General features: G+C 37.6%; 16 protein-coding genes and 1 pseudogene. 7 read left to right on the top strand and 10 right to left on the bottom strand.

Annotated features, from left to right (window positions below; genetic code table 11):
* The first annotated feature begins 92 nt into the window (after positions 1 to 92).
* Both pepF and PSR12_RS08065 read left to right on the top strand, forming a co-directional pair.
* Positions 93 to 1,907 (top strand): oligoendopeptidase F, encoded by a 1,815-nt coding sequence (gene pepF, locus PSR12_RS08070; protein WP_274772526.1) that lies wholly within the window; start codon positions 93 to 95, stop codon positions 1,905 to 1,907.
* 227 nt (positions 1,908 to 2,134) lie between these two features.
* The gene (locus PSR12_RS08065) at positions 2,135 to 3,118 is read left to right on the top strand and encodes an SEC-C domain-containing protein (protein WP_221680734.1); all 984 of its coding nucleotides are present in this window, start codon (positions 2,135 to 2,137) and stop codon (positions 3,116 to 3,118) included.
* Positions 3,119 to 3,177: 59 nt separating this feature from the next.
* On the opposite strand, the gene PSR12_RS08060 is transcribed toward PSR12_RS08065, so the two are convergent.
* Positions 3,178 to 3,369, bottom strand: a complete 192-nt coding sequence (locus tag PSR12_RS08060; protein WP_004269383.1) for a zinc-finger domain-containing protein — start codon at positions 3,367 to 3,369, stop codon at positions 3,178 to 3,180.
* A gap of 186 nt (positions 3,370 to 3,555) precedes the next feature.
* Here PSR12_RS08060 and PSR12_RS08055 point away from each other — a divergent pair, with 186 nt between their 5' ends.
* From PSR12_RS08055 to PSR12_RS08040, 4 genes are all read left to right on the top strand, one after another.
* On the top strand, positions 3,556 to 3,948 hold the full coding sequence (locus PSR12_RS08055) for a ribonuclease HI family protein (RefSeq protein ID WP_274772523.1): 393 nt from the start codon (positions 3,556 to 3,558) through the stop codon (positions 3,946 to 3,948).
* Between the two features lie 232 nt (positions 3,949 to 4,180).
* Positions 4,181 to 4,978: an amino acid ABC transporter substrate-binding protein gene (locus PSR12_RS08050; RefSeq protein WP_257521788.1), complete on the top strand. Its 798-nt coding sequence runs from the start codon at positions 4,181 to 4,183 to the stop codon at positions 4,976 to 4,978.
* 67 nt (positions 4,979 to 5,045) lie between these two features.
* Positions 5,046 to 5,702, top strand: coding sequence for an amino acid ABC transporter permease (locus PSR12_RS08045; RefSeq protein WP_004269380.1), 657 nt, complete (start codon positions 5,046 to 5,048; stop codon positions 5,700 to 5,702).
* Positions 5,703 to 5,713: 11 nt separating this feature from the next.
* Positions 5,714 to 6,460: an amino acid ABC transporter ATP-binding protein gene (locus PSR12_RS08040; protein ID WP_274772520.1), complete on the top strand. Its 747-nt coding sequence runs from the start codon at positions 5,714 to 5,716 to the stop codon at positions 6,458 to 6,460.
* A 646-nt stretch (positions 6,461 to 7,106) separates the two neighbouring features.
* On the opposite strand, the gene PSR12_RS08035 is transcribed toward PSR12_RS08040, so the two are convergent.
* The 5 genes and pseudogenes from PSR12_RS08035 to PSR12_RS08015 form a co-directional block, all read right to left on the bottom strand.
* A complete protein-coding gene (locus tag PSR12_RS08035) occupies positions 7,107 to 9,167 on the bottom strand; it encodes a sensor histidine kinase (RefSeq protein WP_274772518.1) in 2,061 nt (686 codons plus the stop codon).
* A complete protein-coding gene (locus PSR12_RS08030) occupies positions 9,145 to 9,840 on the bottom strand; it encodes a response regulator transcription factor (RefSeq protein WP_004269376.1) in 696 nt (231 codons plus the stop codon). Before PSR12_RS08030 ends, PSR12_RS08035 begins: the two co-directional genes overlap by 23 nt.
* A 244-nt stretch (positions 9,841 to 10,084) precedes the next feature.
* A pseudogene (locus tag PSR12_RS08025) lies at positions 10,085 to 10,697 on the bottom strand (NUDIX hydrolase).
* Positions 10,698 to 11,196: 499 nt separating this feature from the next.
* The gene (locus tag PSR12_RS08020) at positions 11,197 to 12,387 is read right to left on the bottom strand and encodes an MFS transporter (RefSeq protein WP_370635370.1); all 1,191 of its coding nucleotides are present in this window, start codon (positions 12,385 to 12,387) and stop codon (positions 11,197 to 11,199) included.
* A 5-nt stretch (positions 12,388 to 12,392) separates the two neighbouring features.
* Complete coding sequence (locus tag PSR12_RS08015; protein WP_004269373.1) at positions 12,393 to 12,791, bottom strand: MarR family winged helix-turn-helix transcriptional regulator; 399 nt, start codon at positions 12,789 to 12,791, stop codon at positions 12,393 to 12,395.
* 167 nt (positions 12,792 to 12,958) lie between these two features.
* Here PSR12_RS08015 and PSR12_RS08010 point away from each other — a divergent pair, with 167 nt between their 5' ends.
* Positions 12,959 to 13,513, top strand: a complete 555-nt coding sequence (locus tag PSR12_RS08010) for a DJ-1/PfpI family protein (protein ID WP_221680728.1) — start codon at positions 12,959 to 12,961, stop codon at positions 13,511 to 13,513.
* A gap of 35 nt (positions 13,514 to 13,548) precedes the next feature.
* Here PSR12_RS08010 and PSR12_RS08005 read toward each other — a convergent pair whose 3' ends face one another.
* The 4 genes from PSR12_RS08005 to coaW form a co-directional block, all read right to left on the bottom strand.
* Entirely contained in the window at positions 13,549 to 13,875 is a 327-nt protein-coding gene (locus tag PSR12_RS08005) for a DUF3889 domain-containing protein (protein WP_274772514.1), read from the bottom strand.
* 56 nt (positions 13,876 to 13,931) lie between these two features.
* On the bottom strand, positions 13,932 to 14,063 hold the full coding sequence (locus tag PSR12_RS08000) for a hypothetical protein (RefSeq protein ID WP_004269370.1): 132 nt from the start codon (positions 14,061 to 14,063) through the stop codon (positions 13,932 to 13,934).
* Positions 14,064 to 14,077: 14 nt separating this feature from the next.
* Positions 14,078 to 14,302 (bottom strand): hypothetical protein, encoded by a 225-nt coding sequence (locus tag PSR12_RS07995; protein WP_004269369.1) that lies wholly within the window; start codon positions 14,300 to 14,302, stop codon positions 14,078 to 14,080.
* A gap of 126 nt (positions 14,303 to 14,428) precedes the next feature.
* On the bottom strand, positions 14,429 to 15,265 hold the full coding sequence (coaW, locus tag PSR12_RS07990; protein ID WP_131519759.1) for a type II pantothenate kinase: 837 nt from the start codon (positions 15,263 to 15,265) through the stop codon (positions 14,429 to 14,431).
* Between the last annotated feature and the right edge of the window lie 508 nt (positions 15,266 to 15,773).

Here is a 15,773-nt window from a genome sequence, read left to right as displayed (position 1 = left end):
TAAGAATATTTAAACTATTCTATGAAATTATTTCACTTTCCGAAATAGTTTCGTTATAATGAAATCACTTATATGTAAAGGGGTGTCCATAAATGAAAGTTTTACCATTACGAAAAGATGTTGCAGTAGAGGAAACTTGGGATTTAACAGATTTATTGTGCAATGAGGCTGATTTTGAACCTACCTTAGCCCAATTAGTGGAAGATGCACTTAGCTTTGAGCAGCAATACAAAGGTACGATTACACATGCACAAAAAGTAATCGACGTGTTAACAGCCTTTGAAGAGCTACAAATAAAGTTTGTTCCGATTGGCACATATGCAAGCTTAAATCTTGAGACAGATCGCACAAATGATGTAGCACAAATGCGTGCTGCAAAGTTTGGTACAGCTATCGGAAAAGTCAGCAGTGCACTATCCTTCGTGCGCAGCGAGTTACTGGCATTGGATGAAGCTGTTTTACAAGAAGCAGCGACATTAAGCCCTCTTTACAAACGATATCTAGAGGAATTATTAAAACGAAAACCACACCAGCTCCATCCTGAAGTCGAAAAAGCGCTGGCAGCCTTCAGTGCCACATTTGACGCGCCATATAAAACGTACAATACGACGAAATTAGTGGACATGGATTTTGGCGAATTTGAAGCCAATGGTGAAAAGCATCCCCTTAGCTTCGTGCTTTACGAAAATGACTGGGAGTTTGAAGTAAATACAGATGTACGCCGTGCTGCCTTTCAAGCTTTTTCAAGCAAGCTACGCGATTACCAGCATACAACGGCACAAGTATATAACACACATATTCAACAAGAAAAAACAATGGCTGACCTAAGAGGCTTTAATTCTATCATTGACTATTTACTATTTGATCAGGATGTCGATCGTTCACTTTATAATCGTCAAATTGATTTAATTACAAAAGAGCTTGCCCCACATATGCGTCGCTATGCAACGTTAATCCAAAAAGCCAACGGAATCGACCAAATGACATTTGCAGATTTAAAAATTGCACTTGACCCGGATTATGATCCAAGATTATCGATGGCTGAGGCAAAAGAATATGTTGAAAAGGCATTAGCCGTTATGGGTAAAGACTATAATCAATTAATGGAGAGAGCCTTTAATGAACGTTGGATTGACTATGCTCCAAACAAGGGAAAATCTACAGGAGCATTTTGTTCAAGTCCGTATGGTAGCCATCCTTATATTTTAATGTCATGGAATGAACAAATGAATGAAGTCTTTACACTTATTCATGAGCTTGGTCATGCTGGGCATTTTGCAAATACTTATGAACATCAATCTTATCTTAATAGTCGACCATCTTTGTACTTTATTGAAGCGCCATCAACAATGAATGAAATGCTGTTAGCGAATTATTTACTAACACATAATGAAGATCTACGCTTTAAACGTTGGGTAATTTCCAATATTGTAGCGAAAACATATTATCATAACTTTGTGACACATTTACTAGAAGCTGCCTATCAACGCAAAGTATATGAATTAATTGATGCTGGAGAAGCAGTTAATGCAACCATCCTCAATCAATTAAAACGTTCCGTGCTGGAAGATTTCTGGGGAGATACAGTCGTTATTTCTGAAGGCGCTGAACTCACATGGATGCGTCAGCCGCACTATTATATGGGCCTTTATCCATACACATATAGTGCAGGGTTAACCATCTCCACACAAGTGTCTCAACGTATTTTAAAAGAGGGCGCTCCAGCTGTTGAAGATTGGCTAGCCGTTCTTCAGGCTGGCGGTACAAAATCACCAGTGGAGTTAGCGCAAATGGCTGGTGTTGATATTACGACCGACCAACCACTTCGTGATACAATTGCCTACATTGGCCATTTAATTGATGAGCTTGAACGCCTGACAGTTGAAATCGAAGCGGTTCAACAATAATTTAACTAGAAAACGGTCCTGCCTATTCAAGGTATAGATCGTTTTCTTTTTTTAGTTCTAAGTAGAAAAATACGTACATATACTAGAATCAGGGCGTCCCTCTATATTTTTTAGATATTTCAAAATAGACAATCATTTTTCTTCATACAAAAGTACCGTTATTATTAAGAGTACGCAAATTATTTAGCAATATACGATTAACAATGATTAAAGGAAGTGTTCTAATTATGGTAAAACGTAATGATCCATGCCCATGCGGTAGCGGCAAAAAATATAAAAAATGTTGTGAAGGCAAACAACAAGTAACAGTGGAAACAGTACAAATCGAAGAATTAGAGCGTGTGCTACAAACATTTTACTTAGAATATCCAGAACGTAAAGATGTTCGTGCCTATATTGAGCATGTGGGCACATGGCAGCCTAAATTAGAGAGCGTTTTACAGCGAGAGCTAATTGAAGCCATCGCTTTAGACGACTTTTTCTTCCACCAAGAGCCATCTATTTGGAAAAATTATTTGAAGAAAACGAAGAAAAAGGCGGTAAGACCTTCTACAGTCAAAGTACTTGAAGATTGGTCTCAGCCTACTTTATTTATTGGTACGGTGTCTGTTGTTGAGGAAAAATATTTCAAGGCTAATCATATACTTACAAATGATGAGCTTTATATTCGACGTGAAAATAACAAACCGATTCCTGAAGGTATGCATGTATTTGCCTTCATTTTACCAGATGGAACGAAGAAATCGGCTCATTATTTAGCTGTGTCTACACTGATTTTCTTCCCAGAGGATCATGCGAAGGTCTTTGAAGAATTCAAGAAGCGCTTTGAGGCTTCAGAGAAGAAGGCTGGCTCCTTCTTAAAAGAAGAGCACCTAGCATTTTGGGAGTTATTAGTATCAAATGGCTATAAAGGTGAGGAATTTTCAAACTTTGAGAGCAATGTCCTGACACAAGTAAAAGACTTCCTAGAGCAAAATGAGCGTGAAACAGCACCGATGCTTGAGCTTTTAGAGGACTATTTAATTGAAGGTCAACCGACTGCCCGTAAGGAAGCGGCCATTGCAGCTGGTGCAATTCGTTATGGCCAGGAAAAGGAGCTGTTTGAGTCCCTTTCTATGACCGTAAAAGAAATCGCTGCGACATTTGATATTTCGGCTTCCTCTCTTACAAAGTATTACCAAGATCTAAGCAGCTATGCTGAAACGAAATAATCATGACAATTAAAGAAGCTACATGTATTTGCTAATACATGTAGCTTTTTCTCATATGTTTATTTACTATAAACTTTTAAAAGTTCTTCCCCTAGGAACTGTAGCTTTTCTCCAACTGAACAGGCTTCAATGCAGAAACGATGAGCCCCTGGTTTACCACGTTCTTTACGTAATTGCTTAATCACTAAGCAATCCGAACAATACGTATCATGCAGTTCATCAATATCCTTCATAACCGTCACTTTATCCATGTAGAACTCTCGCTCCTTTCACGTCCAAAATTCACTTCCTACTATTATGAAGCGTTCAATTTCAACAAGCAACTATTTTGTTTACTTCCTACGTATTTTTTTCAACACGAATTGCTCACAAGGATGCTTTAAACCATAGCCTTGTTGTACAATTATAATGAAGTCAAAACGCAAAGTAGGGATAATATGTTAGAAGTTTATATAGATGCTGCCAGTGCAGGAAATCCTGGGCCAAGTGGGATAGGAGTATTTATTAAAGGTGAAGGTCACCATATCCAAATCAGCGAGTATATTGGTGAGACAAACAACCATATTGCTGAATTTTCGGCATTGGTTCGTGGTCTTGAAGAAGCACAAAAGCTAGGCTCCCCTCTTGTCTCGGTGCGTTCCGATTCCAAAATCGTTGTGGCTTCTATGGAAAAAGAATATGTGAAAAATGAGGAATTTAAACCTTATTTAGAAAAAGCTTTAGCGCTTGTCACTAGCTTTGATTTATTCTTTATCAAATGGGTGCCCGACTCACAAAACAAAGCGGCTGATGCCTTGGCACGAAAAGCAATCCAAAGCAAAAATGCCTAGCCTCATTTCCCAGGACTGTTCTATTGGAGCAGTCCCTTTTTCTTGTCCCTATTCTTCAGTTATTTACTATCCCCCAATTTCATTATTTTATGATATTCAAAAAAATGCTAGAAAACGCCACTCATTTTCTGATTAATCCAAAACGATATTGACATTGTTTGAGGACGATGTTATCCTTTAACACATTAGTAGTTTAGCAAGTGAAAGTGATAGATTATAGGGGGAAACAAAAATGAAACGTGTAGTGACTTTATTTATGATGCTGACAGCTGTCATCGTTTTAGCAGCGTGCGGCTCTTCAAAAGAAAAGACAGCAGAAAAAGACGAAACAGCAGCAGATCAAGAAAAAATTATTATTGGAATCGACGATAAATTTGCACCAATGGGCTTCCGCGATGATAAAAATGACATCGTTGGATTCGATATTGATTTAGCTCGAGCTGCAGCAGAGCATATGGGCGTTGAAGCAGAATTCCAGCCAATCGATTGGAAAACAAAAGAGGCTGAATTATTAAGTGGACGTATTGATTTAATATGGAACGGTTATACCATTACAGATGAACGTAAGGAAAAAGTTTTATTTACAAAGCCTTATCTTGAAAACTCTCAAGTTGTGATAACAAAGGCAGATTCAAAGATTACGAAGCTAAGTGATTTAGCTGGACAAGAAGTAGGTATTCAATCCCTTTCTTCTGCGGCCGATGCATTAAACGGTAACCCAATTCACAAAGAAGTGAAAAAAATTACAGAATTTGCGGATAATGTTTTAGCATTATCAGACTTAAAAACAGGCCGTGTTGATGCTGTGGTAATTGATGCTGTAGTTGCAGAATATTACATGACGCAAGAGCCTGACACATTCAAATTATTAGAGGAATCACTCGCACCTGAGCAATACGGTATTGGTGTGAAACCAGGAAATGAAGCCTTATTAGAAAAACTACAAGCCGCGTTAGACAAAATGAATGAAGACGGTACTGCGGCTGACATTTCAACAAAATGGTTTGGTGAAGATAAAGTATTAAAATAATGACAGGATACATCAACTGTAAGAGTTTCCTTAGCGGAACTCTTACTCTTTTTGGAGGGACATCGTTATGGCGGATTACTGGCAAACTATGATATTACCGATGCTAGAAGGGGCAAAAATGACAGTTTTACTGTTTTTCATCGCCATTCTGGTATCGATTCCATTCGGCTTTTTACTAACACTCGCCGTAAAAAGTCGGATAAAACCACTCGCTTGGCTTGCACATACGTATATTTATATCATGCGTGGTACACCACTATTACTACAATTATTATTGATTTGCTTCGGTTTACCTATGCTGCCAGTAATCGGTGAATATTTAGTACTCGATCGTTTTGTGGCCGCTTGTCTTGGCTTTATTTTAAATTATGCTGCCTACTTTGCAGAAATATTCCGTGGTGGTCTTCTTGCCATCGATAAAGGACAATATGAGGCAGCCCAGGTACTCGGCTTATCCAAATGGCAAACGACGACACGTGTTATTTTGCCACAAATGTTTCGCGTCGCCTTACCCGCATTATCAAATGAATCCGTTACACTAATTAAGGATACAGCCCTACTTTATGCAGTTGCTGTTCCAGAATTACTACATTTTGCGCAAACAGCTGTCAATCGTGACTTCACAATTACACCGTTCTTTATTGCTGGTGCAATTTACTTAGTCATGACCCTTGTATTGACCGTATTCTTTAAATGGCTAGAAAAACGCTTTAAATTCGAATAGAGGTGACACATATGGCATTAATGGAAGTAACAAATTTGAAGAAATCTTTCGATCAGGTGGAGGTTCTGAAACAAATTACATTTTCGGTAGAAAAGAATGATGTCATTGCAGTTATCGGTCCCTCTGGATCTGGGAAAAGTACAATGCTTCGAAGCTTAATACATTTAGAAGAAATCGATGGTGGCAGTATTGTAGTAGATGGCGATTATTTAGTGCAAGATGGACAATATACAAAGCCACAGGACATCAAAGCAATTACAGCTAAAATGGGAATGGTCTTTCAACACTTTAACCTGTTCCCCCACTTAACCGTTCAGCAAAACCTTGAAATGGCACCAAGCTTATTAAAAACAGAATCGACAGAGGCCATTACAAAACGCTGTCAAGATTTACTACAAAAAATTGGTCTTGCCGACAAGGCCAAGGCTTATCCAGCCAATCTTTCTGGTGGCCAAAAACAACGTGTAGCAATTGCACGTGCCCTAATGATGAATCCTCAAATTTTATTATTTGATGAACCTACCTCTGCCTTAGATCCTGAGCTGACAGGCGAAGTATTAAAGGTTATGAAAAGCCTAGCAGAGGATCAGATGACGATGATTGTGGTAACACACGAAATGGGCTTTGCACGAGAGGTAGCAAATAAGGTCGTCTTTATGGATGGTGGTCAAATTATCGAATCCGATCATCCAGACAACTTCTTTACAAACCCTCAAAACGACCGTACAAAAGCGTTTTTACAAAACAATTTTAACTAAGTTGGCTCTCTTTTTGTACAGGTCTTTACGTACAGAAAAGGAATAGGACATGCATGGATCCTATTCCTTTTATAGTGTTGAAAAACAAAACAATCAATAGAATTTTTGTGAAAGGTGAAAATGGATTTCCGTTGCAGGCTACTTGCTTTCCTATGGGCGAGCGCCGAGCCGCTTCCTCCGCTCCCTCTTCGTTTAGAGGCTATCCTACGGGAGTCAAGCCTTCCACGCAAACCTACAAAAGTGTTACCTTTTTAGAAAAGGTTTTCAAATAAAGTGAAGTTATTCACTACTCTTTATGAAGAGGTGTTGTCACGCATAACTTCTCCACATTGAAAATAAGAGCTTATCCTCTCTAAGAATACAAATAATGGGCTATTTGATCGCTATGATGGAAAAAGTAAAGACATTTTGCAGAATGGTTGATTGGAGTGGAGCCAGCGTCACTCCTAGGGGATTTAGCGTCACAGAGGAGAACCTGGAGCGAACGGAAGTGAGTGAAGCGGCTCATCGGATGCCCCCTGGCAAGGACGCTGGCGAAACGGAAATCAACCCCTCACCTTGCTAAAAGGTCTTTTTCTAGTAACATGATCTTTTTTCAACAACAGAAAAGGAATAGGATACGCGTGGATCCTATTCCTTTATTAAACTATTCATTTGGAAATTTCGGTAGATAAATCATGACCTTAAATAAATCACCATCTACTTGAACTAAGAATTTGCCATTCTGGATGTGAATAAGGCTTTCAGCAATCGACAACCCTAATCCGCTACCTTGACTTGACCTTGATTCGTCGCCTCGTTTAAAGCGTTCCATTAACTCATCAACTGAAATATTTAATTCATAAGCTGAAATATTTTTAAATGTCACAAGTATTTCATTCCCTAAATCTTCCACACCAATATATACCCTTGATGTAGGCAGTGCGTATTTAAAAATATTCGAGAATAAGTTTTCGATGGAACGCCATAGGAGCTTACCATCAGCCTTCACATACACTTTTTCTGTTGGATGGGCTAACTTAAAATCTAAGGATGAGGCTTCAATTTTTTCATCCATTTCTCCAATTCCTTGCGTTAGCAATGATACGATATCAATCCGTTCTAACTGAACAGGTATACTACCACTTGATGCTTTAGCCGCTTCAAATAAATCATCCGTTAAAAGCTTGAGTCTTTTCGATTTTTGATCTAACACATCTACATATTCTGCAATCATTTTAGGATCGTTTTCTAATTTCAATAAATCAACATACGTAATAATTGACGTTAAAGGCGTTCTAATATCATGCGAAACATTCGTAATAAGTTCTGTTTTTAAACGCTCACTCTTGATTTCACTATCCACTGCCTTTTTTAACCCATCTGTAATACGATTAATATTTTCTGCAAGTTGATGAAACTCCCCATTTCCATCAACTTCAATTCGATGATGAAGATCTCCATTTTTAATTTGCTCTACGCCCTCTTTAATGCGGTTAAACGACTTCACCTTTCTCATTGCCAACCAGGCAGCTATCCCCATCGTAATAGGAAACATGAAAAACGTAGCCGCTACTACTAATGGATAGCCAATTACTAGTAGCACAATTTTCACGCCTGTACTGCCACTGTCAAAAACATGTTTCACTAAAATAAATAGCTTTTTGAAAAGTTGATAGAGGAGTGTATGCTGAAAGAACGTTCTATTTTTAATATGCTTTACGAGTGATAAAATCAATAGTAAGCCAATGATAAAAATAGGCACGGTGAAGAACATGTACATATCACGGAAGACTTCAACAATCATGGCGATCCACATCGCTGTTAAGCAACCGATAAGCACAATATTAAGGTCATTATAAAGTTTATCTATGACATGGAAATGAATTTCTTCTTTATCAAATGGCGTTCTTCCAATAACTATAATTAAATATACAAAACAAAAAATAAATCCTGCTAGAAATACCATCCATTCATTCAGAAAACCTTGGGCAGCCGCTTTATCTTTTTCCCATTCCGATATTTTTTGCTGTAGGTAAGAGTCTTTAAAAGCCACATAAATAACATCTGTCTGTGGGTTCAACATGTTAACTTCGTGTGTAAAATAATCTAAGTATTGACTTTCTTTCACTTCATTTGGGTAAAGCTTTTGTTGATAATCTTCAAATAACATATATGCATCAAAGGATTCAAATTGCTCTTTCTTAGTGAGATCACTATTGGAGAACTCATGTTCACCGTCACTTGCATAAAACACAATTCCTTCATAGGCTTCGAGCGTACTGCGTAATTGATAAAAATTTCTTACCTGTTCTTTCATACTTTCATCTTTTGTTCTAGCAATGTCTTTTGCATAGTTTTCTTGATAGATGTGCTTATTTTCCTCTTCACTCACATTAGGATTATATCTGTAAGAATTACGGAAATCATAATATAATTCCTCTTCGATTCTTCTATTATCCTCTCCTGTTAGTGTCTTTCCACTTAAAATATATTCTTCACTTTTATATTTTCCGATTAATTGCGCTAAAGGAGCAATAATGCTGTAACTTTCATCTGCGAATGCTCGGCTTTCAAAATAGGTATCTTGATTTATACTACTAAGATGAATCTCATTAAATTCCATGTTAATCATTACTCTCGCTATACCAGTTAAACAAGCGACAGCAATTAGAAACACAACTACTTTCGTAATAAGTGCATGACTAATACTTCTCAACTTTCTCAACCTTATACCCAACTCCCCATACAACTTTTAAATACTTCGGCTCTTTTGGATTAATTTCAATTTTTTCTCGAATCTTTCGAATATGAACCGAAACCGTATTTTCAGGATTAATAGCCCTGACATTCCATACCTTTTCATAAATTTCTTCAATCGTGAATACTCTTCCAGCATTGGCTGTCAGAAGCTTTAAGATTTTATATTGCACTGGTGTCAAATGAACCTCTTGTTTATCAACAGTAATGACTTTTTGTTCATCATCAATCACAAGACCACCCGTTTGAAATACAGCACTACTTCTCTCGAGACTTCCAAAGGTCGTATACCTTCTGAGCTGCGATTTCACTCTAGCCACAAGTTCTAATGGATTAAACGGCTTAGCCATATAATCATCTGCTCCGATATTTAAACCCAGTATTTTGTCATAATCCTCCGATTTAGCAGAAAGCATAATTAACGGAATCATATTATCTTGCCGAATCTTCATCGTCGCCGTAATCCCATCCATTTTTGGCATCATAATATCCATAATAATGAGATGAATAACGTGATCCCGAATAAGATCGATTGCCTCTATCCCATTGTAAGCTTTGAATACTTGATAGCCCTCATTTTCTAAATAAATGCTAATCGCCCTAACAATTTCTTTATCATCATCACAAATCAAAATGTTCAACTACATTCACTCCTCCACCGCTTTAGGTTCATGTCAATCACCCCTATAGGATTCGTATAAGGATATAATACTAATTAAATCTTAACAAACTCAGACATCAATTCTTAAGATTTTCTTAGTGTTTTCCTTTATGCACACTTGATGTCAAATACAAATTCAAGGAAAACAATAAAAAAGGAAAGCAGGTTTGAGCGGCTCTCCTTTAATCGTCAAATATACAATTCATATTATTCAGCTTGAGATATCAATCAAAATAGGTAGGTAAATGTAGATTATTTAAATGACGAAAAGCTAACTTTAGTTGTGACTTTGTATTTCTAGCCATTGATAGAGAGGGCAGTTCATTTTCTGCAAAGAACGCAACAGCGTTAGTTTCCATACCTTCTTCTGCACGTCCTCCAATGATTTCACATTGGATAAACATTTTATAGGCATGGTAGAGAGATGGTGGATGAGGGGGGCACTTCTTATCAAATACACTTATGAGTTTGATTGCTTTTACATTAAATCCCGATTCTGCTTTTGTTTCTTTGATGGTTACTTCACTAGGCGTAAGGTCGATGTCGCCCCAGCCACCTGGTAATGACCAATCACCATCCATCTTTTCTTTAACCATTCATATTTTATTGTCACTAAAAACCACTACCCGAATATCTAATTTTGGGCATAACCCGTCTCATGAGCAAATAAATCGCGTATAACTGTCTTATCAATCTCTGTATGGTGTGCTATACTGTCAACGCTTATTTCTCTAATGATTCAAACCTTTCCAAGTCATAAATATCCTTCGAATAAGTTAGTCCTGCCTGTGCAATTGATTGTATTTGTTTTGCCCACTCAAGCCATTTAGGTTCCACGCTACCAACTGAATCCTCAAAAATCATTGTAGTCAATGACAATTAAATTTACATTATTTGAAAAAAACTGTTTATCCATGTTATAATTCTTAGTGAAGATGTATATAAGTAAATAAGACCATTGGTGCTGGAACACCAATGGTCCTAGTAACAAGACGAATCGCTTCAAAGGCGATTTGCAAAGTGATGAAAGTAAACCATCTCACATGCTGGCGAGGCAGGGGCGGTTTACTTTTTTTGTGTAAAAGTAAATGACAATGCAAGTACAGAAACAATAAGTGTAGAAAGACTTATTGCAACCATTATTGCTTCAAAAATAGTCAAAGGCATCAACTCCTTTCTCTTCAATAAGTTGAATGAGATAGGTTAAAATTGTGCCAACCGCCCATGAAACCTCTATCTAGTTACTCTCTTATTATACCATATTTTGGTCAAAAACGGAGACGCTACATGATTGCCTATAATCATAAAAACAGTTGGGACAGGCTCAACTGTTTTACTATATATTCACTACCTTTTTCGGTTTCATCTTTGCAAGTCGTAATAGATAAATAATAAAGACAACCCCTAGTAAGCCTGCACCTGACAAGTAGACTGAAGCATAGCCTGCCTGCACGGCTACCATTCCTAAAATATAGGAACCTAGTGCGATCCCAAGGTCAAACATCGTAAAATAGGTTGCTGTAGCATAGCCACTTCGCTGTATGGCTGTGGATTGAACGGCTAATGCTTGCAAGCTTGTCGTCACAGCACCATAGCCGAAGCCTACAAAAATAGCAGCACTCAAAAATAATACGGGCCCTTCTACAAAAGCGAGCATAACGAGCCCGATGGCGAAGGAGATAATGCCAGGAATAATAACAAATTGTGGCCCCTTCGTATCATAAAGTTTACCTGTGTACGGACGCGTAATTAACATGGATGCAGCAAACACGGCATAAAAAAGACTGGCCACAGCCATTAAACCCTTTTGCTGTGCATAGACCGATAAAAAGGATAAAACACTGGCATACGAAAAGGCTACTAAACTAGCAATTGCAGCAACAGGTAACGCCTTTCGCTCAAACAAATCATCAAATTTAAAGGTTAGTTTTCCTTCATGTGCAGGTTTCGGTAAATCATCGGTATTGACCGTTAACGCTAGAATTCCTCCTGCTAGAATACAGATACTCATAACGATGAACAATACGTTAAAGGTACTATATTGTATTAATAATAGTCCGATAAATGGACCAATAACGACAGCTAGATTTGTAGACATCGTGAAATAGCCAAGGCCTGCCCCTTTTCGTTTAGCTGGAACGATATCAGCCGCTAAAGATCCTGCAGCTGTTGTAATAATACTAAAGAAAATCCCTTGTATAAAACGTAGACCAAGTAAAAGTCCGAATGGATGAATAAATAAATATAAGACGGTACATATAAAATAGCCCACGATTGAGAGGACCAACAGTTTTTTCTTACCGAATACATCCAACAGTTTTCCTGAAAACGGGCGTACAATGATTGCTGACAATAAAAAACCAGACAATAGAAGCCCTGCCTCCTTATCTGTCTGATGTAGCTCCCCTATTGCGTAAAGCGGCAAAGTCGTTACAAGTCCATAAAATACAAAAAAAACTGAGATATTCGTTAAAAATAGACTAATGAAACGCTTCGTCCATATTTGTGTATTCTCTTCTTGCTGCATGTCCATCAACCTTTCATTTTTTCCAATAGCTTTAGAAATTGCTCTTGTTCCTCAGCAGTTAAAGATCCTACCATTTCCTCCTCAAACGCTCGAATAGTTGCTGTAATGGCTGGTAGGCGCTCCTCTGCTTGTGTGGATAAAGTCACTATCTTTTCTCGTTTATCCTCACCATCTAATCGTTGTACCCAGCCCAATGCCTCAAGCCTTGTAATCGCTCTTGTGATACTTGGCGCTTCCACATTTAAATATTTCCAAATTTGCGTCAATGTCATCGGTCCATTTTTATGTAAGCAATATAAAATGGTCCACTGAGAACTATATAAATGATGCTGCTTCAGCACTTCATTTAAGCAATTAGTTAAATAGCGATTTTTTTGGAATAAAGCATGGAAAATTGGATTCATCACTATCTACCTCCTAAAATTATTTACCTAGCTAAATAAATACTATACGCTTCATTTTTTTCTTTGTAAAGGAAGTAATTTGGAAAGATGGCTCGATCAGCAGCAGGAAATTTTTTGCATGTGTCGAATAAAAGTTAATAAACTTTCAATGTAAAGGAGATGGAATCATGGGGAAAAAGGTTTTAATACTTGCAGGAGATGCCGTAGAGGCTTTAGAGATTTTTTATCCTTATTATCGTTGTCTTGAGGCAGGCTATGATGTCACAATTGCAGCACCATCCGCTAAGAAATTACAAACTGTACTACACGATTTTGTAGATGGCGTCGATACATACATCGAGCGACCTGCCTATGGCTTAGAGGCACATGCTTCTTTTGCTGATGTTGATCCAACCCATTTTGATGGATTGATTATTCCTGGTGGTCGTGCGCCAGAATATATTCGTTTAAATGAGCATGTGCCACCACTCGTGTCCCATTTTTTCGAAATGAATAAACCGATTGCAGCCGTTTGCCACGCAGCACAAATTTTCGCAACGATTCCTGAAGTGCTAAAAGGACGTGAGCTGACAGCCTATATTGCTTGCAAGCCAGAGGTGCAAGTGGCTGGCGCTACTTATATTGATGCCAATCTTCATACAGATGGCAATTTAGTAAGTGGACATGCATGGCCTGATTTACCAGGCTTGATGCGTGCGTTTATTCAAAAGCTTGAAGGTTAAATGAATGAGGATGCCTTTTCTGGGCATCCTTTTTTTCATGATGTGCTTTCTTGTAATTCAATTTTTTCTACCTTTTGTGTTGCACTTTGATAACTAATTCTTACATAGACACCAAATTCCTTATCAGGTTGCTTGAGCCAAAGCTTAAACTTTTCAATTGTTGACGCCCCGTGTACTTCTTTACCCTCATGCAAATAATCGATAATTTTGGCTGATGGATATTTTGCCTTTACCTCTTTGATGGCCAGTTGTCCCCATTTGGCATAGGCTGGTGTTTCTTGTTGTGCATTTGCGACCATTGCTGTTTGTATGAACACAGTAAGACAAGCAAAAACAATCCCAAGTAAATATAACTTCCTCACTTGAATCACTCCTTTAAAAAAATAAGCGCTCCAAAAAATTTTGGAGCAGCTTGTCTTTATTGCTTTGGCTGTTGAGGGTTATTATGAATGACTTGGTTAAACTCGGCTGAGTACTCCTCACGATCATTCTTTTTATGAGTATCTTCCTTCTTTTTCTTTTTAAAGCTTGTTTTTCTCTTTTTTGCCATGATTTGTACCTCCGTTATTTCGTTTTATTGGACTGCTGGTTTTTATCATGATTCGTTTTATTGTTTTTATTTTTAGCTTTCGCATCAAATTCTGCTGCGAATTCTTCGTTTAGGTTGTCATTCGGATTGTTATTATTGCTATTACTTCGATCAAGATCTTTGCTTTTGTAGGTACCAAAAGGATTATGCGTTCGCATATTCATGGTTTTACTGTTATTTCGATTATTACGTTTGCCCACGTAACATCACCTCCTGCACATAATTTGTTCAAATAGAGGCGTTACTATGTAGATCAGTTTCTTCGCTAATTGTAAAAAAATGAACATGACTAATGTGCATTAGTCATGTTCATTCTTATTTCGTCCCTAGACAATTGTATATTCTGTAATGTTTAGCAATGCTCCAACAGCACCTGAAAAACCATGATCGTTAATAAAAACAGGTGTATGCTTCTTAGTGCGTGTATAATTTGCAATCACACGGGCAAGATGAGCATTATTGCTGAGAGTTGATCCAATATAGACAATATGTTGAGCCTTTTTTTCTTCCGCATATTGAATGCTAAGTGTTGTAATAACTTCGCCTACTAGACCCTGAACCGTCGCTATAATATCCTCTGCTGGATGTTTCATGGACCGTGTAATGCCTACTTTTCCAAAATTACTTGCAGTTAAATGACCATCAATAGGTGTATCCATTCCCTGATAAATGTCCTTAACTAATAAATCAATACTCTCACGATGGCCATTGTCAGCCATTTCTCGTATTTCATTGTAATCTGTAATCCCTGTTGTAAGCGCTGACAATCCAATTAATGTACCACCACCAACGCCTGTCCCGCCAACGCGAATATGGGTATTGCCCTCCATGTAATGAATGGAAGTACCTGTCCCAATATTGGTAATCATGCTGCGCTCAAAAAAGTAGCCTTCTTTATTTAATAAAAATCGGACACCCTTTAATGTTGCTTCAAATTCCACTATATAATGAATCGATTTCATTGTTTTAATGACATCAAGTAATTGCTCTGTACGTCCCCCCGTAACACCAATATCCTCAATATCTGGATGATCAATAATCCATTTTTTTACAGACTGTAAATCATTAGACGGAAAGGTTGTTAAAACAAGTTCATTGTGTTGATCTAAATAAGCAACCTTTGTCAATGTGCCGCCTGCATCAATACCTATAGCCTTTGGCATACAATTCTCCTTTGTTTTTATTACGCAACTTTGTCATGTAATGATTGCAGTTTACGCGATGATTAAGGCAACTATTAAAGTACATGCCCTCTTTGGTACGAAGGATTTTGCAAGGAGTTTTTTGTGTGCCAAAATCCTGACCAATTAATTTGTTCGTACAAAAGCAAACGCTTAGTACAATCCCCCAAATTGTGTAATGACATTTTCGCCCTTTCTAAACTTTAACGCTGTTGAAATGATTGTGCAATAACTTCGTAAACTTTCATGAAAAAATCATGGAAAATATCAAATTTTTTCTAATGGATAGCTGAATTTTATATTGCATTTCGAAAGCTTTATCATTATTCTACTAAAAAAATAAAGCTTTGTTAAAGCATAATGTTGTTTTTGAAATTTAACGAATATTTAAAAGCGGAACACGAACATTTATATAGACAGATTCCAGAAGAACGCTCATTAGTGCTTAAATGAGGAGTTTAACCATGCAAGGCGTTTAGGTAGAAAAACG

It is taken from the genome of Lysinibacillus sp. G01H (assembly GCF_028872195.1).
In the GTDB taxonomy this organism is placed as follows: Bacteria; Bacillota; Bacilli; order Bacillales_A; family Planococcaceae; genus Lysinibacillus; species Lysinibacillus capsici.
The sequence above is the reverse complement of the archived record's forward strand: the minus strand, read 5'-3'. Positions and strand labels throughout refer to the sequence as shown.